Below are 25,421 nucleotides of genomic sequence, written 5' to 3' on the forward strand. Positions count from 1 at the left end.
ATGCTTACAAATTCTTCACCGGCCGACGGCTCGGCCAACGCCGACAAGGCCCGCTGGCGCAAGATCGCCGCAGACGGCCTGTGGAAACAGAACCCCGGCGTCGTGCAGCTTCTCGGCCTGTGCCCGGTGCTCGCGATCAGCTCTACCGTCGTCAACGGCGTGTCGCTCGGCCTCGCGACCGCGCTCGTCACCGCGCTGTCGGGCGCGACGGTCGCTGCGCTGCGCCACTTCATCCCAAACGAGATCCGCAACCCGGTGTTCATCATGATCATCGCCGCGCTGGTCACCTGCGTCGACATGGCAACCAATGCCTACCTGCACGGCCTGTACGGCGTGCTCGGCATCTTCATCCCGCTGATCACGACCAACTGCATCGTGCTCGCGCGCGCCGAGGCGTTCGCATCCAAGAACCCGGTACGCGAATCGGCGCTCGACGGGCTTGCGATGGGCCTCGGGCTGACGCTGGTGCTGGCGGTGCTAGGGGCCTTACGCGAACTCATCGGCCGCGGCACGCTGTTCTCCGGCGCCGAGCTCGTGTTCGGCGACGCCGGCCGCGCACTCACCATCCACGTTGTCCCGGCCGAGCTGAACTACCAGTTCCTCATCGCGCTCTTGCCGCCGGGCGCCTTCCTCGGCCTCGGCTTCCTGATCGCGGCGAAGAACGCGTTCGACGCGAAGAGCAAGCATCGCGCGCTGCTGCGCTTGGCCGAGCCCCCTGCCCACCCCAAGCCCGAGGCCGCGCGATGAACGCCGAAAAACGCCGCCAGATCTTCGAGCGCCTGCGCGACGCCAACCCCAAGCCGACGACCGAACTCGAGTACGCGACGCCGTTCCAGCTCTTGATCGCCGTACTGTTGTCGGCGCAGGCGACCGACGTCGGCGTCAACAAGGCGACGCGGCAGCTGTTCCCTATCGCGCCGACCGCCGAGGCGATGCAGGCGCTCGGCGTCGAAGGGCTCGAAGACTACATCAAGACGATCGGCCTCTATCGCACCAAGGCGAAGAACGCGATCGCGGCCTGCCGCATCCTCGTCGAGCAGTACGGCGGCGAAGTGCCGCAAACGCGCGAGGCGCTCGAGGCGCTGCCCGGCGTCGGCCGCAAGACGGCCAACGTCGTGCTCAACACCGCCTTCGGCCAGCCGACGATCGCGGTCGACACCCACATCTTCCGCGTCGCCAACCGCACCCGCCTCGCGCCGGGCAAGGACGTCCGCGAGGTCGAGGACAAACTGATGAAGGTGGTGCCGGTGGAATTCCGCCATGACGCCCACCACTGGCTGATCCTGCACGGCCGTTACGTGTGCAAGGCGCGCCGCCCGGAATGCGAGCGCTGCCCGATCGCCGACCTCTGCGAATACCCGGCAAAAACGGTATGATTGCTATATTACGTCGCATTTTTGCGGCGCACACCTGACACCGACAAGAAAGGACAAGTCAGTGACTTCGCTGTTACGTTCCGCGCTCGTTGCCACGCTGATGGTCAGCACGCTCGCGGGTTGCGAGAAGGTCGAAAGCCTGTTCAAGGGCGGCAGCGGCGCGCCCGTCGCGGTACCGGCCAAGGAAGACGGCACGGTGCAGATGCTGCTTCCCGACTTCACGCAGCTCGTCGAACGCGAAGGCCCGGCCGTCGTCAACATCCAGGCCAACAAGCTCGAGCAGACCGCGCAGAACGAACTGCCGTTCCCGATTCCCGAAGACGACCCGCTGTACGACTTCTTCCGCCGCTTCATCCCGAACCCGAACGCGCCCGGCGGCGCGCCGCAGGAACCGCAGGGCTCGGAGAGCGTGTCGTTCGGTTCCGGCTTCATCATTAGCCAGGACGGCTACATCCTGACCAACGCGCACGTCGTGTCCGGCGGCAGCCAGATCAAGGTGATGATGACCGACAAGCGCGAGATGAACGCGAAGCTCGTCGGCCTCGACAAGCGCACCGACGTCGCGGTGCTGAAGATCGAGGCGTCCGGCCTGCCGACGGTCAAGATCGGCAACCCGGCCGGCCTCAAGGTCGGCGAATGGGTCGCCGCGATCGGCGCGCCGTTCGGCTTCGAGAACACCGTCACCGCCGGCATCGTGTCGGCCAAGGGCCGCAGCCTGCCCGACGAGAACTACGTCCCCTTCATCCAGACCGACGTCGCGATCAACCCGGGCAACTCGGGCGGCCCGCTGTTCAACCTGAAGGGCGAGGTCGTCGGCATCAACTCGCAGATCTACAGCCGTTCCGGCGGCTTCATGGGCATCTCGTTCGCGATCCCGATCGACATCGCGATCGGCGTCTCCGACCAGATCAAGGCCAAGGGCAAGGTCAGCCGCGGCCAGCTCGGCGTGCACATCCAGGAAGTGACGCAGGAGCTGGCGCAGAGCTTCGGCCTCGACAAGCCGCGCGGCGCGCTGGTGGTCAACGTCGAGCCGAACGGCCCGGCCGCCAAGTCCGGCCTGCAGATCGGCGACATCATCGTCACGCTGAACGACAAGCCGGTCGACAGCTCGAAAGACCTGCCGGTGATGATAGGCGCGCTGCAGCCGGGCACCAAGGTCAAACTCGGCGTGTGGCGCAAGGGCCGTGCGGCGGCGGTCGAGGTGCAACTGGGCGAGCTGTCCGGCGAGGCGCAGCCGACGCCGCAGCCGACGCCGCAGGGCAGCCAGCAGAGCTACCAGTTCGGCAAGCTCGGCCTGACGCTGGCCGAGCTGTCGACCGAGCAGCGCGACGAACTCGGCGTGCGCGGTGGCCTCCTGATCCAGAAGGCCCAGGGCCCGGCCGCCCGCGCCGGCCTGCAGCACGGCGACGTGATCATCGGCGTGAATCAGGCGCAGATCACCGACCTCAAGAGCTTCGAGAAGGCGGTCAACGCCGCCGGCAAGAACATCGCGCTGCTGGTGCGCCGCCAGGAAACCACGCTGTTCGTCCCGCTGCGCATCGAATAAGCCCGTATGGAAAGGCCGCCCGAGGGCGGCCTTTTTGCTGGGCACGCCCACCAGCGAAGATAAGGAGAACCCGATGGATTTTCTGACCACCGACCTCGTCGACGCGCACGAAGACAGCGTCGGCGTGCTCGACCCATCCTGCGGCCCTACGGCGGCACACCGCGCTTTGCCGGCCCCATCGCCACCGTCAAGCTGTTCGAGGACAACTCGCGGGTGCGCGAGGCACTAGCCCAGCCCGGCGAAGGCCGCGTGCTGGTCGTCGACGGCGGCGGCTCGATGCGCTGCGCGCTGCTCGGCGACATGCTGGGCGAGATGGCCGTGTCCAACGGCTGGGCCGGCGTCGTCGTCTATGGCTGCATCCGCGACTCGGTCGCGCTGGGGAAGCTGCCGCTCGGCATCCGCGCGCTGGCGACGCACCCGAAAAAATCACAGAAGCGTGGCGAAGGCCAGAGCGGCCTGACGCTGCATTTCGGCGGCGTCGACTTCGTGCCGGGCCACTGGCTGTACGCCGACGAGGACGGCGTCGTGGTCGCCGACCGCAAGCTGCTCTGAATGCGTTTTACCGACCGCAAAAAAGCTCGGCCAACCTTGAAGGTTGGCCGAGCTTTTTTCTGGCTTGCGTGACAGCGGATCTTTCGTGCTGCTCGCCGCAGTGAAAACCATCTTCCATGACTATCGATCCCGGCGTATCACCCCACTCGCACGGCGTCACAAGCCGACGTCGTCGTCCGGCAATCGCGGACGCCCGTGGTGCGACGGCAGCATGTCCATACGTGCCCTCAGATGCATCGGCAGCGCCGACAGCACCGTCGGCGCCGCCCACAACAGGTGCTCGCTCCACCAGGTGTGATGCTCGGGCAAGAGCCGCAGCGGCTCGTCGAGCGAGCAGACGGTCAGGTCGATCTCGTCCGGTGACGATGCGTGCTGGTAAGACAGGGTGGCACCGCAGTTAGGGCAGAAGCCGCGCTCGACCGCGGCCGACGAATGGTAGACCCGCATCGGCTCGCCCTGCCACTCGACCTCGGCCAGCCTGACGGTGAACCAGGTCACGAACGCGGCGCCGCTCGTCTTGCGGCAGCTCGTGCAGTGGCAATGCGTGATGTGGTAGGGCTCGCCGTAGACCCGATAGCGGACCGCCCCGCACAGGCAACCTCCTCCGATGACGCTCATCGCGCGTCCCCCGCATAGGCACCGCCCGGGGAAGGGTCGGCACTCTAGGCCCGTCGGTTATGAATTGTTATGAAATTCAATTCATTATGCGGGAACAATCGGGTAAAAAACAATGTGGTGCGGCCAGACAAACAGGACGCCCTCGGGCGTCCTGTTTGTCTGGCCGCCGCGACGGTCAGGCCGGCTGCACCGGCGTCTTGTTCACGAGCTCGGTGATGCGGTTCTTTTCATCGACGAACACCAGCCTGGGCGCGTGGTCCTTCAGTTCGGCGTCTTCGTACTGGCCGAAGCTGGCGATGATCAACAGGTCGCCCGGCGCGGCGCGGCGCGCGGCCGAACCGTTGACCGAGATGATGCCCGAGCCGCGCTCGGCGCGGATCGCGTAGGTCGCGAAGCGCTCGCCGTTGTTCACGTTCCAGATCTGCACTTCTTCGTATTCGCGGATGTCGGCGGCCTCGAGCAGGTTCTCGTCGATCGCGCACGAGCCGATGTAGTGAAGCTCGGCATGGGTGGTGGTCACCCGGTGCAGCTTCGATTTGAGCATATTGCGCTGCATGTATTGCTTTCCTTACGTCCTCGGTCTTTTCCGGTGCGACAGGGCGCTGCCGCCCCGTCCTGTGCCTCGCGGGAGATTAACGCGTCGCCTCGACGTTGTCGATCAAACGCGTACGGCCAAGGCGCGCCGCCGCCAGCACGACCAGGCGGTGCGCGCCGGCGTGGGCGATCTCGAGCGTGGCCGCGTCGCGCACCTCGACGTAGTCGACCTGCCAGCCGGCGCCTTCCAGATCGGCGCGTGCGGCGGCCTCGAGGTCGGCGTAGTCGCTGTTGCCGGCTTCGAGCGCGTCGCGGATCGCCGACAGCTTGCGATACAGACGCGGCGCCTCGGCGCGCTCCTGTTCGATCAGATAAGCGTTGCGCGACGACAACGCGAGGCCGTCTTCGGCGCGGCCGGTGTCGACCGGCACGACCTCGACCGGGATATTCAGGTCGTCGACCATCGCGCGGATCACGAACAGCTGCTGGTAGTCTTTCTTGCCGAAGCAGGCGACGTCCGGCGCTACGATGTTGAACAACTTAGTGACGACGGTCGCCACGCCGCGGAAGTGCCCCGGACGGAACGCGCCGCACAGCTCGCTCTGAATGTGCGGCGGTTCGACGTTGAAGTCCTGCTTGATGCGCGGGTAGAGTTCGTGCTCGTCAGGGTGGAACACGACGTCGACGCCCTCGGCCTCGAGCTTGGCGCAATCTTCCTCGAAGGTGCGCGGGTAGGCGCCGAAGTCCTCGCCCTGGCCGAACTGCAAGCGGTTGACGAAAATACTCACCACCACCGCGTCGCCGCGTTCGCGCGCCGCGCGCACCAGCGACAGATGCCCGTCGTGCAGGTTGCCCATGGTCGGAACGAAGGCGACGCGGCCGGCGTTCTTGCGCCAAGCGCGCATGTCGGCGATGGTCTCGATGATCTGCATGGATGGTTTCCTTGTTGCCGGTTGGCCGCGCCGAAGGGCTCGGCCAACCTTTGATTCGACGGGCGGCCGGGCCGCCCTGCGCTCGGCGCGACTCAGAACATGTGTTCGTCCGCGGGGAAAGTCTTCGCGCGCACGGCATCGGCGTAGGCCTTGATCGCGCCGGCGATGCTGTCGGCGCCGACCATGAAGTCCTTCACGAACTTGGCCTTCTTGCCCGGATAGATGCCGAGCATGTCGTAGACGACCAAGACTTGGCCGGAAACATCGAGGCCGGCGCCGATGCCGATGGTCGGCGTAGCCGGGATCGCCTCGGTGACGCGGCGCGCGACGTCTGACGGCATGCACTCCATCAGCACCAGGCTCGCGCCGGCGTCGGCGAGTGACTTCGCGTCGTCAAGCAGCCGCGCCGCGTCTTCGTCGGTCTTGCCCTGCACACGGTAGCCGCCCATGGTGTTGACCGACTGCGGCGTCAGGCCGATGTGCGCGCAGACAGGGATGCCGCGCTCGACGAGGAAACGCGTCGTCTCGGCCATATAGGCGCCGCCTTCGAGCTTCACCATGTGCGCGCCGGCCTGCATCAGGCGGGCGGCGCTGGCGAAAGCCTGTTCGCGGCTTTCCTGGTAGGAACCGAACGGCAGGTCGGCGAGCACCAGCGCGTTTTTCGCGCCGCGCGCGACCAAGCGGGTGTGGTAGACCATTTCATCCAGCGTGACCGGCAGCGTGGAGTCGGCGCCCTGCAGCACGGTGCCGAGCGAGTCGCCAACCAGCAGCACGTCGACGCCGGCCTCGTCCATCACTTGCGCGAAACTGGCGTCATAGCAGGTGAGCATGACGATCTTTTCGCCGTCCCGAGCCTTCTTGTGGAGGGTATTGACGGTAACTTTCATGCGGTTTCTTCCTCGATGCCGCGGCGGCAAAGAGAAAAGCCGCCGGGAGAGCCGTTTCAGACGGCCTTGTTGAAGTAGCTGCGCTGACCGCGCATGTCGGTGATGCAGCGCAACAATAGCTCGAAGTCTTCGTCGCTCGCAAGGTCGACGTGGTCGGCGTTCACGATCAGCAGCGGCGCGCGCTCGTAGCGGTGGAAGAAGGCGCTGTAGGCCGCATGGCTGCTCTCGACGAGGCCCTGCGGCACGCCGATGTCGGCGAGCTTTTCGAGGCTTTTTTCGAGGCCGGGCTGCAGGTAGATCGTGAGGTCAGGCACCGGGAACTCGGGCAAGAGCGTGTGCGCGAGGCGGCGGTACAGCGCCTGCTCGTCGCTATCGAGCACCAACTCGGCGTAGAGCGCGTCGCGTTCAAACAGGAAGTCCGACACCATCGGCTCGGCCAACAGTTCGCCCTTGAGCATATGTCGCGCGATCTCGGCGCGTTCGGAGAGGCTGTGCAGCTGCGTCGCGAAAGCGAGCGCCGGCTGTCCCTTGAGGAAGCGCGGCAGGAAGGGGTTGGCGTCGAGCGGGTCGGGCACGAAGCGCATGCGCCAGGCGCGCGCCAGACGCTCAGCCAGCTGCCGCTTGCTGATGCCGACCGGCCCTTCCACGACTACGTAACGGTATTCAGCCATCGCTTATCTCCTCGTCGCTATTCGGATGCCGCTCAACCCAGCTTTTCTATGCCCTGGCCGGCGAGCGAGGCCGCCAACGTCGCCGCATCGCCGTGCGCGCCGATCGCCAACTCGGGCGCGATCTGAGCCAGCGGCACCATCACGAAGGCGCGCTCGTGCATGCGCGGGTGCGGCAGCGTGAGTCGCTCGCTGTCCTGCGTGACGCCCTCGAACCACAAGAGGTCGAGGTCGAGTACGCGCGGCGCGTTGCGGAAGGTGCGTACGCGGCCGAATTTTTCTTCGGTCGCGTGCAGCGTGTCGAGCAGTTCGTCGGCCGACAGCGCGCTGTCGAACTCGGCGACCGCGTTGATGAAGTCGGGCTGGTCGAGGTAGCCGACCGGCGCGGTGCGGTACAGCGACGACGCCTTGACCAGCGCAAGACCGGGAAGCTCGGCCAAGGTCGAGATCGCGGCCTTCACTTGGGCTTCCGGCGCTTCGAGGTTGCTGCCGAAGGCGACGAAGGCGCGGCTCATGCGCCGTTCCCCTGGCCGTCGGCGGCGCCCGGGGCTTTCTTGCGGCGACGGCGCTTGCGTTGCGCGCCGGCGCGCGGGCCGTCGTCCTTGACGTTGGCGATCATGTCCAGACGCGTGTCGTCGTTCGCGCTCTGGAAGCGCGTCCACCAGTCGACCAGTTCGCGGTCGACCTCGCCGACCTCGGCGCGCAGCGCGAGGAAGTCGTAGGCGGCGCGGAAGCGCGGCTGCTCGAGGAAACGGAACGGGCGCTGGCCGCTGCGGCTCTCGAAACGAGGCTGCAGCATCCAGATCTCGCGCATCGTCGTCGAGAAACGGCGCGGGATCGCGAAGTCGTTGTCCTGCAGCGCCTCGACGTCGGCCATCGCCTCGAGCAGCGCGCCGACCGACTTCTCGCCGTTCTCGACGCGGCGCTGCCAGCGGTTGTAGACCTGGTGCCACAGCATGGTCGCGAGCAGGAAGCCGACCGACACCGGCTTGTCGGCGCGGATGCGCGCGTCGGTCGAATCGAGCGCGAGCTTGACGAAGGCTTCGCTGCCCGGCTCGTCCATCACGGCGGCGAGCAGCGGGAAGTTGCCGTGCGACAGGCCCTCGTCGCTCAGCTTCTTCAGGCACTCGAAGCCTTGGCCCGAGTGCAGCAGCTTGAGCAGTTCGTCGAACAGGCGTGCAGGCGGCTCGTTCTTCAACAGGTGGGCGTGCGAGCGGATCGGCTTTTGCGTCGCCTCGTCGATCTCGAAGCCGAGCTTGGCCGCCAGACGCACCGCGCGCAGCATGCGCACCGGGTCTTCCTGGTAGCGGCGCGCCGGCTGGCCGATCATCACCAGTTTCTTCGCGTTCAGGTCCTTCACGCCGTGGTGGTAGTCGATGACCGTCTCGTCGCTCGGGTCGTAGAACAGCGCGTTCACGGTGAAGTCGCGGCGGTGCGCGTCTTCCTCCTGCGAGCCGTAGGTGTTGTCGGCCATGATGCGGCCGGTCTCGTTCTTGTCGCCGACCTCGCCGCCGCGGAAGGTGGTGACCTCGATCGTCTCCGGACCGACCATCACGTGCACGATGCGGAAGCGCCGGCCGATGATGCGCGAACGGCGGAACAGGTGATGGACCTCTTCCGGCGTCGCGTTGGTCGCGACGTCGAAGTCCTTGGGGTCGACACCGAGCATCAGGTCGCGCACCGCGCCGCCGACCACGTAGGCCTGGAAGCCCGCCTCCTGCAGTCGGGTGGTGATCTTGAGCGCGGCGAAGCTCAGACGGTCGCGATGCACGCCGTGCTGGGTGACGGGATAGATTTTGGGCCTGATGCCCTGGCGCGAACGGGCGCCGGGCAGGTCGAATACGCGTCGGATAAGCTTGCGGATCATGAAAGAAATCGGCTGGGAAAGGTGGGATCGCAAGAAGATTGCAAGGGGCAGATTATAGCCGGAACGCCCCGGCAAATACAGGCGTAGCCGGCCGTCTTATCGAGACAGGCCCGCCGGAGCGCCGACCGGGCCCCGGCGGGCGTCGGTTTTACGCCCTCATTCGGCGCGTTCGAGGTCGGCGAGCAGCGCCGCGAGAAATCGCGCCGCCTCGGCGCCGGTGCAGGCTCGGTGGTCGAAAGTGATCGAGATCGGCAAGCTGCGGTGCAGACCGATCGCGTCGCCGACCGCCACCGCCTCGAGCCGCGCGCGGCCGGCGCCGACGATGGCGACCGTCGGCGGCATCACCACCGGGCTCGCGTAGCGTCCGGCGAACATGCCGAAGTTCGACAGCGTGATCGTGTGGCCCTTCAGCTCGGCCGGAGACAGCGAACGCGCCTTCACCCGTCCCTTCAGCGCGTCGAGCGTGCTGCGGCTTTTTGCGCGATCGAGCGACTCGGCGTGGCGGATCACCGGCACGTAGAGCGCGTCGTCGGTGTCGAGCGCGATGCCGATGTCGATATGGTCGAACACGCGGCGCGACAGCGTCTTGCCGTCGAACCACGCGTTGAGCGCCGGCACCGCGCGGCAGGCGGCGACCATCGCGCGCAGCAAACGCCAGGTGGTGTCCTCGCCACGGGGCCACGCGTGGATGTCGGCGTCGTCGACCAGCAGCACCGGCACCACCTCGGCGTGCGAGAGCGCCATGTTCTGCGCCATCGTGCGGCGCGGCCCGCGCAAGGCCTGCGATTCGGGCGCGGCCGGCGCGTCGTGGCGCGCGGCGGCCTCGACGTCGGCGCTGGTGATCGCGCCGTCCGGCCCGCTGCCGGTGAGCATGGCCAGATCGACGCCAAGCCGCGATGCGAGCGCCCGCACCGCCGGCGCCGCGCGCACCGCGACCGGCGCGGCCTTGGCCCCGGCCGGCGCCACGTTGGCCAAGGGCTTGTCCCTGGCTTGATGAGCGGCCGATACGTGACTGTCGCCGACCACCGTGCCGCTGTCGTCGGGCGCGCCGTCGTCGATGTCGACCAGCGGGTCGCCGAGCGGCACGATGTCGCCGACCTTCGCATACAGCTTGACGACTTTCCCGGCGAACGGCGCCGGCACGTCGACGATGGCCTTGGCGGTCTCGACCGACAACAGCGGCTGGTCGAGCACCACCTTGTCGCCCTCGCCGACCTGCCAGGCGACGATCTCGGCCTCGGCCAACCCTTCGCCCAGATCGGGCAGCGTGAAGGTCTTCATGGTCTTCCCCCTCAACGATTCTCAACGCGACGCCGCTCGACCCCCGGGCGTCTCAGCGATACGCCATCAGGCCGAGCGCGGCATCGACGATGCGCGCCGCCGACGGCAGGTAGTCGTCCTCGAGGCGCGCCAGCGGCATCACCGTGTCGTAGCCGGCGAGCCGGCCGACCGGCGCGACGAGGCTCATCAGCGCCTCGCTCGCGATCTGCGCGGCGATCTCGGCGCCGGCGCCGTAGAGCCTCGGCGCCTCGTGCACGATCAGGCAGCGGCCGGTCTTCTTCACCGACGCAAGTATCGTTTCCGAATCGAGCGGCCTCAGGCTCGCGACGTCGATCACCTCGGCGCTGACGCCCTGCTCGGCCAACGTTTGCGCCGCCTGACCGACCTCGACCAGCGCCGCCCCCCAGCCGATGAGGGAAATATCCGTCCCCTCGCGCCGCACGAACGCGCGGCCGAGCGGCAGCGCGACCCCGTCGTCTTCGACCGGCTCCTTGAGCAGGCGATAGAGCCGCGTCGGCTCGAGGAACACCACCGGGTCGGGATCGCGGATCGCCGCGAGCAACAAGCCGTAAGCGGACGCCGGGCTAGCCGGCGTGACGACCTTGATGCCCGGGATGTGCGAAAGCCAGCCTTCCGGGCTCTCCGAGTGGTGTTCGGGCGCATGGATGCCGCCGCCGACCGGCGTGCGCAGCACCATCGGGCAGGAGAGCCTGCCGCGCGTGCGCGTGCGCAAACGGCCGGCGTGGTTGATCAACTGGTCGAAACAGGAATACATGAAGCCGGCGAACTGGATCTCGGCGACCGGCTTCATGCCCTGCACGGCCATGCCGACCGCGCTGGCCGCGATCACCGTTTCGGCCAGCGGCGTGTCGCGCACGCGTTGTTCGCCGAAGCGCGCCAGCAGCCCGCCGGTGGCGCGGAACACGCCGCCGTTGACGCCGATGTCCTGGCCGATCAGCACCACGTCCGGGTCGTCTTCGAGCGCGCGCGCCAATGCGAGGTTCACCGCCTCGAGCAGGGTCAACTCAGCCATGATGCCCTCCTTCGCGGGCCGCCAGCTCGGCGCGCTGCGCGACGAGTTCGGCCGGCAGTTCGGCGTACAGGTAGTCGACGATGCTGGTCAAGGGCTGCGGCGGCGTGGCGAGGTACTCGGCGACCGCGGCCTCGAGCCTCGCCTGGTTGTCGGCGATCAGCGCCTCTTCGTCGGCCTTCGCCCACAGGCCTTCGCGCGCCAAGAGTTTGCGCAGGCGCACGAGGGGCTCCTCGGCCCACGCGGCGCTCACCTCTTCGGCGCTGCGATAGCGGCGCGCATCGTCGGCGGTGGTGTGGTCGGTGAGACGGTAGGACAACAGTTCGACGACGGTCGGCCCATCACCGCTTCGTGCGCGCTCGATCGCCTGGCCGACGACGTGGCGCACCGCGACGACGTCGTTGCCGTCGGCCTGCACGCCGGGAATGCCGCCGGCGATCGCCTTCTGCGCGAAGGTCGCGCACGCCGTCTGCCTGGCCGCCGGCACCGAGATCGCCCAGCCGTTGTTGATGACGACGAAGACCGTCGGCAGGCGCCAGATGCCGGCGAGGTTCACCGCCTCGTAGAAGTCGCCCTTCGACGTCGCGCCGTCGCCGAGCACGCACACGGCGACGCGCGCTTGCTTGCGGTGCTGAAAGGCAGCGGCGACGCCGGTCGCGTGGCCGCAGTGGCTGGCGATCGGCACCGAGATCGGGAAGTCTTCGCGCGGACCGGCGACGCAGCTGCCGCGTTCGTCGCCCGCCCAGTAGAGGAAGATCTCGACCGGGGTGACGCCGCGCCACAGGAAGGCGCCGGTCTCGCGATAGGTCGGCAACAGCACGTCTTCGGCGCGCATCACGCTGGCGAGACCGACGGTGGCGGCCTCCTCGCCGAGCGACGACGGAAAGGTCCGCAACTGGCCGGTGCGCTGCAGCGCGACCGCGCGCGCGTCGAAGGCGCGGGTGAAGGCCATCGTGCGGTAGACCGGGATCAGCGCGTTCAGCGCCAGACCCGGTGGCGGCTCGGCCAACTCTCCCCTCGCGTCGAGAAACTGGAAATAGGGTACGGAAAACTGTGCGGCGGTTTTCATCTGCCTCTCCTTAAGCAGAAGCCCGTCTTGCCGCCCGGATCCGGACGGCGCCCTTCACGGTGCGCGAGGATCGCCCGCGCGCCGTCGACATCATCTTTCCCGCTCGCGCGGGATACCCTCAGCATAGTAGTGTCCGGCGGCGATCCGGCAAGGTCGAAGCATGACGCGTCGCAACAGCCGGCGCGATTGCCCGGCGGGCTTTGCGCCGCCTACAATCTGACCTCGACAATCGCTGCCCTGCCCACCGTGACCCCCATCCTCAGCTTTGACATCGAAACCGTCCCCGACGTTGCCGGCATCCGCCTGCTCACCGGTTTCGACGACACCATCACCGACCACAACGTCGTCGAGTACGCGCTGCAGCGCCGCCGCGCCGAAATCGACGCCGACTTCGTCGCGCCGCACCTGCAAAAGGTCGTCGCGATCGCCGCCGTCCTCGGCAGCGACGAAGGCGTCGCCCTCCACAGCTTCGGCGCGCCGGAGCTCGGCGAAGCCGGCACGCTCGCCGCCTTCTTCGCGCTGGTGGAAAAACACGCGCCGCGGCTCGTCAGCTGGGCGGGAAGCGCGCAACTGCCGGCGCTGCACTGCCGCGCGCTGATGCACGGCGTCGCCGCGCCGCGCTACTGGGAACAAGACCGCCACCTCGACCTCGCCGAGCGGCTCGCGCTGGCGTCAAGGGAATCGCGCGTGTCGCTGGTCGACATCGCCCGGCTGTCGGGCCTGCCGGGCAAGGCCGGGCTCGACAGGCTCGCCATCTGGCACGCGTACGAGAACGGCCGTCTCGACGCGATCCGTGCAAAGAGCGAGACCGACGCGGTTTACACCTGCCTCGTCCACCTGCGCTTCGAACACCTGGCGGGCCGCCTCTCGCCCGACGCCTACCGGGCCGAAGTCGGACGCGTGAGGCGCGCGCTCGAGGCCGCCGACTCGGCCCGCTGGCGCGATTTTCTCGCCGCCTGGCCGCTTGACCCGCTCGGCGCCAGCCGGTAGATTCAAACCTCGCGCCGATTTGGGACTGCTTGCGGGCGCGTTATAAATGCCAGCTAAATGTCGAGGGATGAACCCGCGCAAGCCTGGCTTGTGCGGGTTTTTCGTTTTCCGGGCCGCGCGGCCGGGACGCCTCCCCTCGCATCACAGGCGCCGATTTAATCGACAACTTGCAGAGCGCCTCTCCCAATCTGCTAAAGCGTCGCCCGACGGGTCGGGCGGCCAGATTTCAATGCTTCAGGAGCCTTGCCATGTACGACTGCCAGCACGACCACTACACCGACTTTTCCGAACCTGTCTTCAAGGACTCGGCCAAGCTTGCGCTCGCCGGTTCGCTGATAGCGCGCTCTCTGCCGGGTCAGCCTCAAGCCGACGCCGCGTTGGCCGAGCTCGAAGCCTTCGCGCAACGACTGGGTTACAGCGTCGAGCGAAACGGCTCCACCGCGCGTGTCGCCGACGTCAGCCTCGTCGACGCGCTGCGCCTCAATGCCTGTTTCGGCCCGCACCTGCTGATCGACTGCGACCTCAGGGCGCGCCGCGCGGTGCGCCAGAGCCACATAGACTGAGGCCGCGCGACGGGGCCCGGCCGGATCGGCCGTCTCGCCCCACAGCGCTATATAACGGCGAAGTCACCACCGTCGACGCGGCCGCGAAGCGGGTTATAATCCCCGCCTTGCGGCCTGCGTCCGGTCTCCCACCGCGATGCGCAAGCCCGGCCAAGCCCGCGGCGTCACGCCCGCCCATCCCGGAGCCCTATGCTGTTCGAACTCAACCGCGCGTCGCGCCAGGAAATCGGGCTCGAAGCGAAGTCCATCCTCAAACTCGCGCTGCCGATGATGATCGCGCAGATCGCACAGGTCGCCACCGGCTTTGTCGACATGGTGATGGCCGGCCAGGTCGGCACCGACGACCTGGCCGCCGTCTCGCTCGGCGCCAGCGTGTTCATCATGAGCTACGTCACGCTGATGGGCGTCGTCAGCGCCTTGAACCCCATCCTGTCGCACCAGCTGGGCGCCGGCGAACACGAAAGCATCGGCGCGACCGGCCGCCAGGGTCTGTGGCTCGGCCTGTTTCTGGGCCTCGTCGGCATGCTCGTGATGCTCGGCTCGCGGCCGGTGCTCGCCGCGTGGCTGACGCTGCCCGCACACGTGGTCGACATGGTGAACCTGTTCGTCACCGGCGCGGCGCTCGGCATGCCAGCGGCGATGATGCACCGTTCGCTGCACGCTTACGCGTCGAGCCTGAACCGCCCGAAACCGATCATGTTCATGAGCCTGGCCTGCCTCGCTCTTGTCGTCCCGCTCAACTACGTGCTGATCCACGGCCTGTTCGGTCTGCCGGCGATGGGCGGCGCCGGCTGCGGCTGGGCGACCGGCATCGTGTTATGGGTGAACTGCCTCTTGCTCGGCGGCTATATCGCGCGCCACCGCTACTTCAAGCCGTTCGGCCTGTTCGAACGGTTCGATCCGCCCGACTTCGCGCGCCTTCGCGAATTTTTGAAGCTCGGCGTGCCGATCGGGCTGTCCTTCTTCGTCGAGGTCAGCCTGTTCTCGCTGATCGCGCTGTTGATCGCCCAGTTCGGCACCGTCGTCGTCGCCAGCCACCAGGCGGTGATCAACGTGTCGAGCATCGCCTACATGGTGCCGCAGAGCCTCGCCGTCGCGATCTCGGTGCGCGTCGGCCAGGCGAACGGCGCCGGCGACTACCGGCGCGCGCGCTTCGTGTCGGGCGTCGGCCTCGTCGTCGGGCTCGCCGGTGCGCTGATCACGATGGCCGGCGTACTCGGCGCGCGCCACGGCATCATCGGCCTCTACAGCAACGATGCGCGCGTGATCGCGATCGGCGCGAGCCTGCTCGTCTACTCGGCGGTGTTCCAGCTGGTCGACGCGGCGCAGTCGGTCGCCTCCGGCGCGCTGCGCGGCTACAAGCTGACCACCGTGCCGATGATCATCCACACGCTGTCGTTCTGGGGCGTCGGTCTCGGCCTCGGCATCCTGCTCGGCCTGACCGACTGGCTGCGCCCGGCGATGGGGGTGTACGGCTTCTGGAGCGCGCTCGTCGCAAGCCTGGTCGCCGCCGCCGTCCTGTTGATCGTCTACCTCGCCTTCGAGAGCCGCAGACGCCTGCAACGGCAAAACGTTTAGGACACGCATGAGCCTCACCTTTCACGAGCGCGTGTCGCTCAAGCCGTACAACACCTTCGGCATCGCCGTGTCGGCGCGCCGCTTCACGACGCTGCACGACCTTGACGACCTGCCGGCGCTGCTCGACTGCGCCCCGTACCGCGAAGGCCCGGTGCTGTTTCTCGGCGGCGGCAGCAACCTCTTGTTCACCCGCGACTACCCGGGCCTCGTCGTCAAACTGGAGCTGTCCGGCGTGCGCGTGCTCGCCGAAGACGAGACCGGCGTGCTGGTCGAAGCCGCCGCCGGCGAGGCGTGGCACCCGTTCGTAAGATTAACGTTGGCCGAGGGCTGGTCGGGGCTCGAGAACCTCAGCCTGATCCCCGGCACCGTCGGCGCCGCGCCGATCCAGAACATCGGCGCCTACGGCGCAGAGGTGAAGGACACGATAGAAGCCGTCGTCTGCGCCGACCTCGACAACGGCGGCGCCGAAGTCGTACTCGGCAACGCCGATTGCCGCTTCGCCTACCGCGACAGCGTGTTCAAGCGCGAGGCGGCCGGCCGGCTGCTGGTGACCGCGGTGCGCTTCAGATTGTCGAAGACGCCCGACGTCAAGACCGGCTACGGCGACATCGCCGGCGAACTCGCGCGCATGGGCATCGAGGGCGAACCGACGCCGCTTAACGTCAGCGAAGCGGTGATCCGCATCCGCTCGAGCAAACTGCCCGACCCGGCCGAGCTCGGCAACGCCGGCAGCTTCTTCAAGAATCCAATTGTCGACGCAACGTTGGCCGAGCAGCTCGTTGAACGCTTTCCGGCGATGCCGCACTACCCGGCAGGCGAAGGCCGCGTGAAGCTCGCCGCCGGCTGGCTGATCGATGCGGCTGGCCTCAAGGGCTATAGAGAAGGCGACGCGGCGGTGCACGACAGGCAGGCGCTGGTGCTGGTCAACCACGGCGGCGCGAGCGGCGTTGAGATCCGCGCGCTCGCGCAAAAGGTGCAGGACACGGTGTTCGAACGCTACGGCGTCGCGCTGGAGCCGGAGCCTATCGTGCTCTGACGCGCGCTTTTCCCCTGCAAAAAAGCTCGGCCAACCTTAGCAAGGTTGGCCGAGCTTTTTTCGTTTCCGACGTTCGACAGCACCCTTTCGCCGCCGGCCGGCTGTTGTCAAAACCCAACAGGAGAATCGCCCCATATCGGACAGCTTGTCGCAAAAAACACCCTGATTTCTACTGAACGTCCAATTATCCGTACCTGTCTATAGAGGTGACGGAGGGGCCGGTCAATGATTTTTGACCTTATGTCGACAACGCCACTAGCATAAGTGACCGTACCCCATCGCAATAGACAGGAGAACCGCCATGCTCGCCCACCCCGACCGCAAGTACCGAGCGTTCCAAGCCGTCGCGCTGCCCGACCGCCGCTGGCCGGACGCGCACCTGACTGCTGCGCCGCTCTGGATGAGCACCGACCTGCGCGACGGCAACCAGGCGCTGATCGAACCGATGAACGCCGAGAAGAAACTGCGGCTGTTCGAGACGCTGATCGCCGCCGGCTTCAAGGAGATCGAGGTCGCCTTCCCGTCGGCGTCGCAGACCGACTTCGACTTCGTGCGCCGCCTGATCGAAGACGGCCACATCCCCATTGACGTGACGATCGAGGTGCTGACGCAGTCGCGCGACGAGCTGATCGAGCGCACCTTCGAGTCGCTGAAGGGCGCGCGCCGCGCCATCGTCCACCTCTATAACGCGGTCGCCGAACCGTGGCGCCGCATCGTGTTCCACGCGAGCCGCGACGAGGTGAAGGCGATCGCCGTGCGCGGCGCCGAAAAGATGAAGGCGCTCGCCGACGCGAACCCGGGCACCGAATGGGTGTTCGAGTACTCGCCCGAGACCTTCTCGGCGGCCGAGATCGACTTCGCGCTCGAAGTGGTCGACGCCGTGTCCGAAGTCTGGCAACCGACGTCCGAACGCAAGATGATCGTCAACCTGCCGGCGACGGTCGAGATGGCGACGCCGAACACCTACGCCGACCAGATCGAGTGGATGCACCGGAACATGGCGCGCCGCGACGCCATCATCCTGTCGGTCCACCCGCACAACGACCGCGGCACCGGCGTCGCGGCGGCGGAACTGGCGCTGATGGCCGGCGCCGAACGCGTCGAGGGCTGCCTGTTCGGCAACGGCGAACGCACCGGCAACGTCGATATCGTCACGCTGGCCTTGAACCTGTACAGCCAGGGCGTGCCCCCGGGGCTCGACTTCTCCGACATCGACGCGGTGCGCCACGTCGCCGAGGAATGCACCGGCCTGCCGGTCCACCCGCGCCACCCGTACGTCGGCGACCTGGTGTTCACCGCGTTCTCCGGCTCGCACCAGGACGCGATCAAGAAGGGCATGAACGCGCAAAAACCGGATGCGGTCTGGGAAGTGCCCTACCTGCCGATCGACCCGGCCGACCTCGGCCGCAGCTACGACGCGATCATCCGCGTCAACAGCCAGTCGGGCAAAGGCGGCGTCAGCTACCTGTTGCAGCACGAGCACGGCTTCGACCTGCCGCGCCGCTTGCAGATCGAGTTCAGCCGCGCGATCCAGCGCGTCAGCGACCTGACCGGTTCCGAGGTCACCGGCGACGACATCTTCCACCTGTTCGCCAGCGAATACCTCGAACAGACGCAGCCTTTCGGCTACCGCGGCCACCACGCGACGCGCGGCGAGCACGACGTGAAGATCGAGGCCGAGCTGACCCTTTCAGGCGAGAAGAAGACGCTTGCCGGCCACGGCAGCGGCCCGCTCGACGCCTTCGTCAACGCGCTCGGCTACCCGATCGCCGTGATCGACTACCACGAGCACGCGCTGGGCAGCGGTTCGGCGGCGCGCGCGGTGTGCTACATCGAGATGCGCGTCGCGGGCGGCGCGACGCGCTACGGCGTCGGCGTCGACAAGGACATCGTGTCGGCGGCCTTGCGCGCGCTGCTGTCGGGCCTCAACCGCCACTGCCTCACCGAAGGGATGCCAAAGGCGGCCGTGCTGGCCACCGAAGCGAAATAAGCGCGGCGCCAGAAATCGGCAAAACGCTCGGCCAACCTCACGAAGGTTGGCCGAGCTTTTTTACATCCCCGCCTGGTCGCGGCGCCCGCCCGCACCGACCGTTTATACCAAAGCGCTCTAACAAAACAAAAATCGATTCCTTATGGTTCGTAACACTCTCGCGCCCCTCGACCGCAACGGCAAGGCGCTCGGCCAGTTCGTCTACCCGATCGAGCCGATCCCGGCCGTCCCGGGGGCCGGCCCGGCTAGCCAGAACGGCTTGTCGGAAATCCTCGCGATCGACGAGCACCGCTTCCTCGCGCTCGAGCGCATCGTGGTCAGCGGCAGCGGCGGCGTGAAGAGCTACGCCCGCGGTGCTCGCGTCGGACGACAACTTCGACCAGTTCAAGGCCGGCCAGGTCACGCAGTTCCTCGTGTTCGACGTCGCGCTGCGCAAGTAAGCACCCCATATGAAAAAGCTCGGCCAACCCTCGCAAGGTTGGCCGAGCTTTTTCAAGGCAGCGTTTAACGACGCCGCTTCAGGTAGGTCTCGGGGTCGAAGTCGTGCAGGTCGACCTTGCCGTAGTCGCGCGGCGGCGTATAGACGCGCGTCTTGGCCTTGCCCGGCTCGCTCGTGTGGAAGCTAGCCTCCTCGGCGCGCACCAGCTGCCAGCTGCGGTCGATGCGCGAGTAGTTGAAGGTATAGGCGTTGCTCCAGCGCCAGTTGCTGCCGCCGTAGTGCGACACGGTGAACGATTTGCGCTTCGCTTCGATGCCCCCGAAGGGGTCGCCGAACACGCCGCCGCAGCCGGCGCACAGCACCAGCTTGTCGTTGCGTTTTGCGAGCCTCAAGGCACCACCCTCGTCGCGGCGGATCAGGAGCAAGGGGCGCGCGTCCTCGCTGTTGCGAGCGGCGTCCGGGCCGGCCGTCTTCTTGTCGAGCACCAAGAGGTAGTCGTCGCGGCCGTCGCCGTCGAGGTCGGCCTTTGCGAGCGCCAGCGGCGCGTAGCCCTTGAGCACGAAGGGCTGGAGCTCGGCCGGCACGGCGACGGGCTCGGCCAACGTGATCGCCGGTAGCAGGGCAAGGCAGGACAAGAGGCGCTTCATCGACGACCTTTCATAAAGACAAACACATAACGCCCTGCCGGCTCAGCCCCAGCAGGCAGGGTCGAGCGGCGGAAACTGCTCGGCCGACCACAGCATCAGCTCGTCGATGAAGGCGCTCACCTTCGGCGACGCGCGGCGGCTCTTCGGGTAGACCGCATACACGTAGTCCTGACCGAAGCTCTCGCCGGAAAACAGGTAGGGCGTGAACAGCGGCACCAGCCTGCCCTCGCGGATATGGCCGGTCACGCTCCACGCCGGACAAGGCAGGATGCCGAGCCCGGCGAGCGCGGCGTCGAGTAGCAGGTTGAAGTTGTCCGACTCGATCGGCCCCTGCGGCACGACACGGACGCTGTCGCCCGCCGAGACGAAGCTCCACGCCGGGTTGAGCTGCGGGTGACGAAACACGAGGCAGGCGTGTGACTTCAGTTCGTCGGGCGACACGGGCGTACCGGCGCGCGCGAGGTAGTCGGGGCTCGCGCACACCCACACGCGGTTGTCGGCGACCTCGCGCACGATGTGGTCGGGCAGGTCCTGGCGGCCGAGCCGCAGCGCGAGGTCGAAGTCCTCGGCCTGGATGTCGACGAAGCGGTCGCACAGCGACACCGACAGCGACACCTCCGGATGGCGCGCGATGAACGCCGGACAGAAGCCGCCGAGAACGGTGCGCCCGTACGACACCGGCGCGGTCAATTTCAGCACGCCGCGCGGCATGCCGTCGGCCTCGGCGGCCAGACGCGTCGCCGCCGACAGCTTCATCAGCACCTCGCTCGCCGTCTCGAGATAGACGCGGCCGGCCGGCGTCAGCGTCACCTGGCGCGTGGTGCGCGTCAGCAACTTCATCCCCAGCGTGTCTTCGAGCGCGGTGATCGTCTTGGTCAACGCCGACGGGCTCTTGCCGAGCCTTGTCGCCGCCCTACTGAGGCTGCCGCACTCGGCCACCGCCACAAACGCTTCGAGTCCCGCGAGTCTGTCCATTTGTTCCAAACAGGAAATAAAGTTGTGCCGTTTCACCCCCTACCGGGACAAGGAGGGCCACCCTACTATCGCTTCAAGCCCATCGATCCGGGCCGCGATGCACAGAAGCGTAACACCCTTAAGCCACGGCTGCCCCATCGGGGCCGGCCAGTATGGATACCCGAGGAGCTCCGCCATGTCCCGTCTGACCCGCGCCGCCGGCGCCGTATCTTTCGCGCTCTTGTCCGGTCACGCCTTCGCCGCCGGCGGCGTGCTCAACGTCTACAACTGGGGTGAGTATTTCGCGCCCGACACCATCGCCCGCTTCGAGAAGGAGACCGGCATCAAGGTGAGGCTCGACACCTACGACAGCAACGAGATGCTGCAGGCCAAGATCCTGACCGGCAACACCGGCTACGACATCGTGTTCCCGTCGAACGACTTCATGGCGCGCCAGATCCGCGCCAACGTCTACCAGAAGATCGACAGGAACAAGCTTTCCAACTACCGCAACCTCGACCCGGCGGTGCTCAAGAAGGCGGCCGAGGCCGACCCGGGCAACCAGTACAGCGTGCCCTACATGCTCGGCACCACCGGTCTGGGCATCAACGTCGACAAGGTGAAGAAGGCGCTCGGCGGCAAGCTGCCCGACAACACCTACGACCTGATCTTCAAGCCCGAGGTCGCCGCCAAGCTGAAGGACTGCGGCATCGCGCTGACCGACGCGCCGAGCGCGATCTTCCCGATGGCGCTGCGCTACCTGGGCCGCGACCCGAACTCGAAGAACCCGAAGGACTACCAGGACGCGGCGGCCATGCTCAAGACCGTGCGCCCCTACATCCGCCAGTTCATCTCGACGCCGGTCATGAACGACCTCGCGCGCGGCAACGTGTGCGTGACGACCGGCTACTCGGGCGCGGTGCTGGTCGCCAAGACGCGCGCGGCCGAGGCCAAGAACGGCCAGCGGATCGCGTACGACATCCCGAAACCCGGCGTTCAGTTCTGGTTCGACAGCATGACGATCCCGAAGGACGCGAAGAACGTCGACAACGCCTACCGCTTCATCGACTACATCCTGCGCCCCGACGTCGTCGCGCGCATCAGCGACACGGTCAACTATCCGAACCCGAACAAGGCGGCGACGCCGCTGGTCGCCAAGCGGCTGACGGGCGACGCGAACATCTACCTCAGCCCGGAAAAAATGCAGGCGCTGTGGGTGCAAAAACCGTTCGAGCCGCAGCTGTTGAGCCTGCAGATGCGACTGTGGACCGGCTTCAAGACCCGCAAATGAGACGAGAAAACGACGCCATGATCGCCACCGGATTCGTCTACGACGAACGCTTCCTAGCCCACGACGCCGGCCGCATCGAATACCGCGGCGGCGAAGGCTCGGCCGACTGCGGCGAGGAGTTCGACTCCCCACAGCGCTTGCTGCACATCAAGCGCCTGTTCGACGCGGTAGGCCTGACGCCGCGCCTTGCTTCACTTTCTTGTGAACCGGCTAGCGACGAACAACTGCTGCGCGTGCACACACCGGCCTATCTCGAATCGCTGGCGACCATTTGCCGCGAAGCCGGCGATGCCGTCGTCAGCTTCGGCGACGAGGCGCGCGGCGACGGCAAGACTGAAGAAACGGCGCGGCTCGCCGCCGGCGGCGCGTGCGCGGCTATAGACGCGGTGCTGACCGGCAAAACGCCGCAGGCCTACGCGCTGTTGAGGCCGTCCGGCCACCACGCCGGCCCCGACTTCGCGATGGGCTACTGCTACTACAACAACGCAGCCGTCGCCGCGCGCCACGCGCAGGCGGTGTATGGGCTGAAGCGCGTCGCCATCGTCGACTGGGACGTCCACCACGGCAACGGCACTCAAACCTTGTTCTACGACGACCCGTCGGTGCTGTTCGTGTCGCTGCACGAGGAAGACAACTACCCGCTCGATGGCGGCGACGCAGCCGAGACCGGCAGCGGAGCGGGCGAAGGCCTCAACGTGAACATCCCGCTGCCCTCGGGATCGGGCAACACCACTTATCGAGCCGCCTTCGAACGCGTGGTGCTGCCGGTGCTCGCTGCGTTCGAGCCCGAATTGATCCTGATCTCGGCCGGCCAGGACGCCAACGCGTTCGACCCGCTCGGACGCATGCGCGTCACCCGCGACGGTTTTTCTGCGATGGCGCGCTGGGTTCGCGAAGCGGCCCAAACACTGTGCGGCGGCCGCGTCGTCGTGCTGCAGGAAGGCGGCTACAGCCTGCCCTACCTGCCGATCGCGACGCTCGGCGTGCTCGAAGGCCTGACCGGCTGGCGCGCCGACTTCGAAGATCCACACCGTGTGCACGACTGGCCGCTGAAGTCGGCCGAGGCCGCCGCGATCGACAGGGCAAGACAAGCGCAGGCCTGCCACTGGCCCACCCTCAACGTCAAACCGAAGGAAGATCAACATGCGTAACGTGACCGTCGCCGCCACCCAGATGGCGATCAGCTGGGATCTCGACGCCAACCTCGACAACGCCGAGCGCCTCGTGCGCGACGCCGCAGCGCAGGGCGCGAACATCATCCTGCTGCAGGAACTGTTCGCCGCGCCCTACTTCTGCATCGACCAGCTCGCCAGCCACCGCCGCCTCGCCCACCCACTCGAAGGGCACCCGTGGCTGCCGCGCTTTAAGGCGCTGGCCAAGGAATTGGGCGTCGTGCTGCCGGTCAGCTTCTACGAGCGCGCCGGCCAGGTCGACTTCAACAGCATCGTGATCTACGACGCCTGCGGCGCCGAGCTCGGCCTGTACCGCAAGACGCACATCCCCGACTTCCCGGGCTACACGGAGAAGTTCTACTTCTCGCCCGGTGACACCGGCTTCAAGGCGTGGGACACCGCGTTCGGCCGCATCGGCGTCGGCATCTGCTGGGACCAGTGGTTCCCCGAGTGCGCACGCGCGATGGCGCTGATGGGGGCGGAACTGCTGCTCTACCCGACCGCGATCGGCTCCGAACCTGCCGACGCGAGCGTCGACTCGAGCCGGCACTGGCAGGCGACGCAGTGCGGCCACGCGGCGGCCAACCTGACGCCGGTCGTCGCTAGCAACCGCATCGGCACCGAGCACGGCGAAGACAGCCAGATCACCTTCTACGGCAAGAGCTTCATCGCCGACGCCGACGGCCAGAAGGTCGCCGAGGCCGGCCGGACCGAACGCGAGATCCTTGCCGCGACGTTTGATCTGGACGCGCTCGCCGAGAAGCGCCGCACCTGGGGCGTGTTCCGCGACCGCCGCCCCGAGTGCTACGGCACGCTCGCGACCTACGACGGCGTGCGCGGCTGAGGCTTCGCCCCGGAAAACGAAACGCCCGGCAGAAAACCTGTTGGGCGTTTTACATTGCAAAGGTTGGCCGAGCTTTTCAGGTAAGCAGGCGCCGCCGCGTCAGCCACACGGCGGCGACGAAGGACACCAGCGCGTAGGCGGCGAGCACCGAAATGTTCAGGACGATGTCGGTCGGCACCTGCCCGTTGACCAAAGGCCGCGCCAAGTGGATCGCGTGCGTCAGCGGCAGCAGCGACGACACCGACTGCAACCAGAGCGGCAGCTGTTCGACCGGGTAGAACACGCCCGACAGCAGCATCATCGGGCTGACCACCAGCGTGAAGTAGTACATGAAGAAGTCGTAGCTCGGCGACACCGCGGTCACGACCAGCCCCATGCCGGCGAAAGTCAGCCCGGACAGCGCGACGAGTGGCACGATCCACAGCACCAGAGGGCTGTGCACCAGCCCCAGCGCGGCCATCACCAGCAGGATCGCGAGGCCGGACAAGAGGCTCTTCGAAGCCGCCCACAGCCATTCGCCGAGCACGACGTCGTCGACCGTCAACGGCGCGTTGATGATCGCGAGCCACGTCTTCTGCACGTGCATGCGCGAGAACGCCGAGTACAGCGCCTCGAAGGTCGCGCTGTTCATCGTGCTGTAGCAAACGGTGCCGGCGGCGAGGAACTGGATGTAGGGCACGCCGCCTATAGACGGCAACAGCGCGCCGATGCCGAAACCGAGGCCGAGCATGTAGAACATCGGGTCGGCGAGGTTGCCGAGCATCGACGGCAGCGCGAGCTTCTTCCAGACGAGGAAGTTGCGGCGCCAGACCGGCACGAAACGCCAGGACAGTTGCGGCAGCATGTCAGCCCTCCGGATCCTTGAGATAACGGTCATCGTCGAAAGTCGACACCCAGTGCGGACGGTAGACCACCAGCACCGCGGTCAGCAGGCCGGTCGTGAACGCCTCCGACCACGACAGCAGGAAGTAGAACGGCAGCGCGTCGGCCAACAGGTACTCGGCCTCGTAAGCGCCGGCCAGGCCCAGCACCGTGACGCCGGCCAGCGACGCGGCGAAATAGCTCGCGCCGCCGGCCAGGAACGCGTTCACGAACACGTAGACGAACAGGTTGGCCGGCAGCAGCCTGTGCGCGAGCCACAGGCCGGTTCCTGCGACGCCGACCGGCACCGCCACCATCGTCCACCAGTTGAGGCCGATGGCCAGCCAGCTGCCCGCGCCCATCGCCGTCGCACCGGCGAGTACCGCGGCGAGCGCCAGCAAGGCGAGCCACGGCCCCATCAACAAGGTCATGAGCGCCGCACCCAGCAAGTGAAAACTCAAGCCCGGCTTGAAGCCGCCCGACAGCGTCCACATCAGCAGCGTCAGCACCGTCGCGCCGGCCCACGCGTTGGCGCGGCCCGGCGTCAGCGTCTTCCAGTCTACCCGCCACGCGGCGCCGGCGAGCGCCAGCGCGGCCGCCCCCAGGGCGGACCACAGCAGAACGGCATCGAACAGGAAGGCGGGGACATTCATGCTAAATCGTGCGGGAAATGGACGGGAATCCTCCGATGATACA

27 protein-coding genes are annotated in these 25,421 nt (G+C 67.2%); 13 read left to right on the plus strand and 14 right to left on the minus strand.

Going from position 1 to position 25,421, the window contains the following annotated elements; translation table 11 throughout:
* The 4 genes from DWG20_RS14240 to rraA all read left to right on the plus strand — a co-directional run bounded on the left by DWG20_RS14240 (nt 1) and on the right by rraA (nt 3,474).
* A complete protein-coding gene (locus DWG20_RS14240; RefSeq protein ID WP_115434425.1) occupies nt 1-747 on the plus strand; it encodes an electron transport complex subunit E in 747 nt (248 codons plus the stop codon).
* Nucleotides 744-1,376, plus strand: a complete 633-nt coding sequence (nth, locus tag DWG20_RS14245) for an endonuclease III (RefSeq protein WP_115434426.1) — start codon at nt 744-746, stop codon at nt 1,374-1,376. Before DWG20_RS14240 ends, nth begins: the two co-directional genes overlap by 4 nt.
* Nucleotides 1,377-1,476: 100 nt before the next feature.
* Nucleotides 1,477-2,922, plus strand: a complete 1,446-nt coding sequence (locus DWG20_RS14250; protein ID WP_115434823.1) for a DegQ family serine endoprotease — start codon at nt 1,477-1,479, stop codon at nt 2,920-2,922.
* Nucleotides 2,923-3,060: 138 nt separating this feature from the next.
* Nucleotides 3,061-3,474: a ribonuclease E activity regulator RraA gene (rraA, locus tag DWG20_RS14255; RefSeq protein ID WP_425451615.1), complete on the plus strand. Its 414-nt coding sequence runs from the start codon at nt 3,061-3,063 to the stop codon at nt 3,472-3,474.
* 156 nt (nt 3,475-3,630) lie between these two features.
* Here the strand turns inward: rraA and DWG20_RS14260 are convergent, their stop codons facing one another.
* The 10 genes from DWG20_RS14260 to pdhA all read right to left on the minus strand — a co-directional run bounded on the left by DWG20_RS14260 (nt 3,631) and on the right by pdhA (nt 12,360).
* The gene (locus tag DWG20_RS14260; protein WP_181880932.1) at nt 3,631-4,092 is read right to left on the minus strand and encodes a GFA family protein; all 462 of its coding nucleotides are present in this window, start codon (nt 4,090-4,092) and stop codon (nt 3,631-3,633) included.
* A 175-nt stretch (nt 4,093-4,267) separates the two neighbouring features.
* Nucleotides 4,268-4,648 carry an aspartate 1-decarboxylase gene (gene panD / locus DWG20_RS14265; protein ID WP_115434427.1) on the minus strand — a complete coding sequence of 127 codons (381 nt, stop codon included), beginning with the start codon at nt 4,646-4,648 and terminating at the stop codon, nt 4,268-4,270.
* A 76-nt stretch (nt 4,649-4,724) separates the two neighbouring features.
* A complete protein-coding gene (panC, locus tag DWG20_RS14270) occupies nt 4,725-5,558 on the minus strand; it encodes a pantoate--beta-alanine ligase (protein WP_115434428.1) in 834 nt (277 codons plus the stop codon).
* 92 nt (nt 5,559-5,650) lie between these two features.
* On the minus strand, nt 5,651-6,445 hold the full coding sequence (gene panB, locus DWG20_RS14275; protein ID WP_115434429.1) for a 3-methyl-2-oxobutanoate hydroxymethyltransferase: 795 nt from the start codon (nt 6,443-6,445) through the stop codon (nt 5,651-5,653).
* A gap of 56 nt (nt 6,446-6,501) precedes the next feature.
* Nucleotides 6,502-7,116 carry a deoxynucleoside kinase gene (locus DWG20_RS14280; RefSeq protein ID WP_115434430.1) on the minus strand — a complete coding sequence of 205 codons (615 nt, stop codon included), beginning with the start codon at nt 7,114-7,116 and terminating at the stop codon, nt 6,502-6,504.
* A gap of 32 nt (nt 7,117-7,148) precedes the next feature.
* A complete protein-coding gene (gene folK, locus DWG20_RS14285) occupies nt 7,149-7,628 on the minus strand; it encodes a 2-amino-4-hydroxy-6-hydroxymethyldihydropteridine diphosphokinase (RefSeq protein WP_115434431.1) in 480 nt (159 codons plus the stop codon).
* On the minus strand, nt 7,625-8,980 hold the full coding sequence (gene pcnB, locus DWG20_RS14290) for a polynucleotide adenylyltransferase PcnB (protein ID WP_115434432.1): 1,356 nt from the start codon (nt 8,978-8,980) through the stop codon (nt 7,625-7,627). The genes folK and pcnB overlap by 4 nt, the downstream gene beginning before the upstream one ends.
* Before the next feature lie 156 nt (nt 8,981-9,136).
* On the minus strand, nt 9,137-10,261 hold the full coding sequence (locus tag DWG20_RS14295) for a dihydrolipoamide acetyltransferase family protein (protein WP_115434433.1): 1,125 nt from the start codon (nt 10,259-10,261) through the stop codon (nt 9,137-9,139).
* 52 nt (nt 10,262-10,313) lie between these two features.
* Complete coding sequence (locus DWG20_RS14300) at nt 10,314-11,294, minus strand: alpha-ketoacid dehydrogenase subunit beta (protein ID WP_115434434.1); 981 nt, start codon at nt 11,292-11,294, stop codon at nt 10,314-10,316.
* The gene (pdhA, locus tag DWG20_RS14305; RefSeq protein ID WP_115434435.1) at nt 11,287-12,360 is read right to left on the minus strand and encodes a pyruvate dehydrogenase (acetyl-transferring) E1 component subunit alpha; all 1,074 of its coding nucleotides are present in this window, start codon (nt 12,358-12,360) and stop codon (nt 11,287-11,289) included. The genes DWG20_RS14300 and pdhA overlap by 8 nt, the downstream gene beginning before the upstream one ends.
* Before the next feature lie 246 nt (nt 12,361-12,606).
* Here pdhA and DWG20_RS14310 point away from each other — a divergent pair, with 246 nt between their 5' ends.
* From DWG20_RS14310 to DWG20_RS14335, 6 genes are all read left to right on the plus strand, one after another.
* Nucleotides 12,607-13,350 carry a 3'-5' exonuclease gene (locus DWG20_RS14310; protein ID WP_181880933.1) on the plus strand — a complete coding sequence of 248 codons (744 nt, stop codon included), beginning with the start codon at nt 12,607-12,609 and terminating at the stop codon, nt 13,348-13,350.
* Nucleotides 13,351-13,598: 248 nt separating this feature from the next.
* Nucleotides 13,599-13,913 carry a hypothetical protein gene (locus DWG20_RS14315; RefSeq protein WP_115434436.1) on the plus strand — a complete coding sequence of 105 codons (315 nt, stop codon included), beginning with the start codon at nt 13,599-13,601 and terminating at the stop codon, nt 13,911-13,913.
* A gap of 189 nt (nt 13,914-14,102) precedes the next feature.
* Entirely contained in the window at nt 14,103-15,491 is a 1,389-nt protein-coding gene (locus tag DWG20_RS14320) for an MATE family efflux transporter (protein WP_115434437.1), read from the plus strand.
* Nucleotides 15,492-15,498: 7 nt separating this feature from the next.
* The gene (gene murB / locus DWG20_RS14325) at nt 15,499-16,527 is read left to right on the plus strand and encodes a UDP-N-acetylmuramate dehydrogenase (protein ID WP_115434438.1); all 1,029 of its coding nucleotides are present in this window, start codon (nt 15,499-15,501) and stop codon (nt 16,525-16,527) included.
* 301 nt (nt 16,528-16,828) lie between these two features.
* Complete coding sequence (leuA, locus tag DWG20_RS14330) at nt 16,829-18,517, plus strand: 2-isopropylmalate synthase (RefSeq protein ID WP_115434439.1); 1,689 nt, start codon at nt 16,829-16,831, stop codon at nt 18,515-18,517.
* A 142-nt stretch (nt 18,518-18,659) separates the two neighbouring features.
* A complete protein-coding gene (locus DWG20_RS14335) occupies nt 18,660-19,025 on the plus strand; it encodes an esterase-like activity of phytase family protein (RefSeq protein ID WP_115434440.1) in 366 nt (121 codons plus the stop codon).
* On the opposite strand, the gene DWG20_RS14340 is transcribed toward DWG20_RS14335, so the two are convergent.
* Nucleotides 19,022-19,603 (minus strand): hypothetical protein, encoded by a 582-nt coding sequence (locus tag DWG20_RS14340; protein ID WP_115434441.1) that lies wholly within the window; start codon nt 19,601-19,603, stop codon nt 19,022-19,024. The genes DWG20_RS14335 and DWG20_RS14340 overlap by 4 nt on opposite strands.
* 42 nt (nt 19,604-19,645) lie before the next feature.
* On the minus strand, nt 19,646-20,578 hold the full coding sequence (locus DWG20_RS14345) for a LysR family transcriptional regulator (protein ID WP_115434442.1): 933 nt from the start codon (nt 20,576-20,578) through the stop codon (nt 19,646-19,648).
* A 175-nt stretch (nt 20,579-20,753) separates the two neighbouring features.
* Here DWG20_RS14345 and DWG20_RS14350 point away from each other — a divergent pair, with 175 nt between their 5' ends.
* The 3 genes from DWG20_RS14350 to aguB are packed head-to-tail and all read left to right on the plus strand — an operon-like array spanning nt 20,754 to nt 23,864.
* Nucleotides 20,754-21,848 (plus strand): polyamine ABC transporter substrate-binding protein, encoded by a 1,095-nt coding sequence (locus tag DWG20_RS14350; RefSeq protein WP_115434443.1) that lies wholly within the window; start codon nt 20,754-20,756, stop codon nt 21,846-21,848.
* A 17-nt stretch (nt 21,849-21,865) separates the two neighbouring features.
* A complete protein-coding gene (locus DWG20_RS14355; protein WP_115434444.1) occupies nt 21,866-22,999 on the plus strand; it encodes a class II histone deacetylase in 1,134 nt (377 codons plus the stop codon).
* Complete coding sequence (aguB, locus tag DWG20_RS14360) at nt 22,992-23,864, plus strand: N-carbamoylputrescine amidase (protein WP_115434445.1); 873 nt, start codon at nt 22,992-22,994, stop codon at nt 23,862-23,864. Before DWG20_RS14355 ends, aguB begins: the two co-directional genes overlap by 8 nt.
* Before the next feature lie 76 nt (nt 23,865-23,940).
* Here aguB and DWG20_RS14365 read toward each other — a convergent pair whose 3' ends face one another.
* Together DWG20_RS14365 and DWG20_RS14370 are read right to left on the minus strand one after the other, a co-directional pair.
* On the minus strand, nt 23,941-24,708 hold the full coding sequence (locus DWG20_RS14365) for an ABC transporter permease (protein WP_115434446.1): 768 nt from the start codon (nt 24,706-24,708) through the stop codon (nt 23,941-23,943).
* 1 nt (nt 24,709) lies between these two features.
* Nucleotides 24,710-25,378: an energy-coupling factor ABC transporter permease gene (locus tag DWG20_RS14370; protein ID WP_115434447.1), complete on the minus strand. Its 669-nt coding sequence runs from the start codon at nt 25,376-25,378 to the stop codon at nt 24,710-24,712.
* Nucleotides 25,379-25,421 lie beyond the last annotated feature (43 nt).

Origin of the sequence: Crenobacter cavernae, assembly GCF_003355495.1 — a bacterium.
Classification (GTDB): Bacteria; Pseudomonadota; Gammaproteobacteria; order Burkholderiales; family Chromobacteriaceae; genus Crenobacter; species Crenobacter cavernae.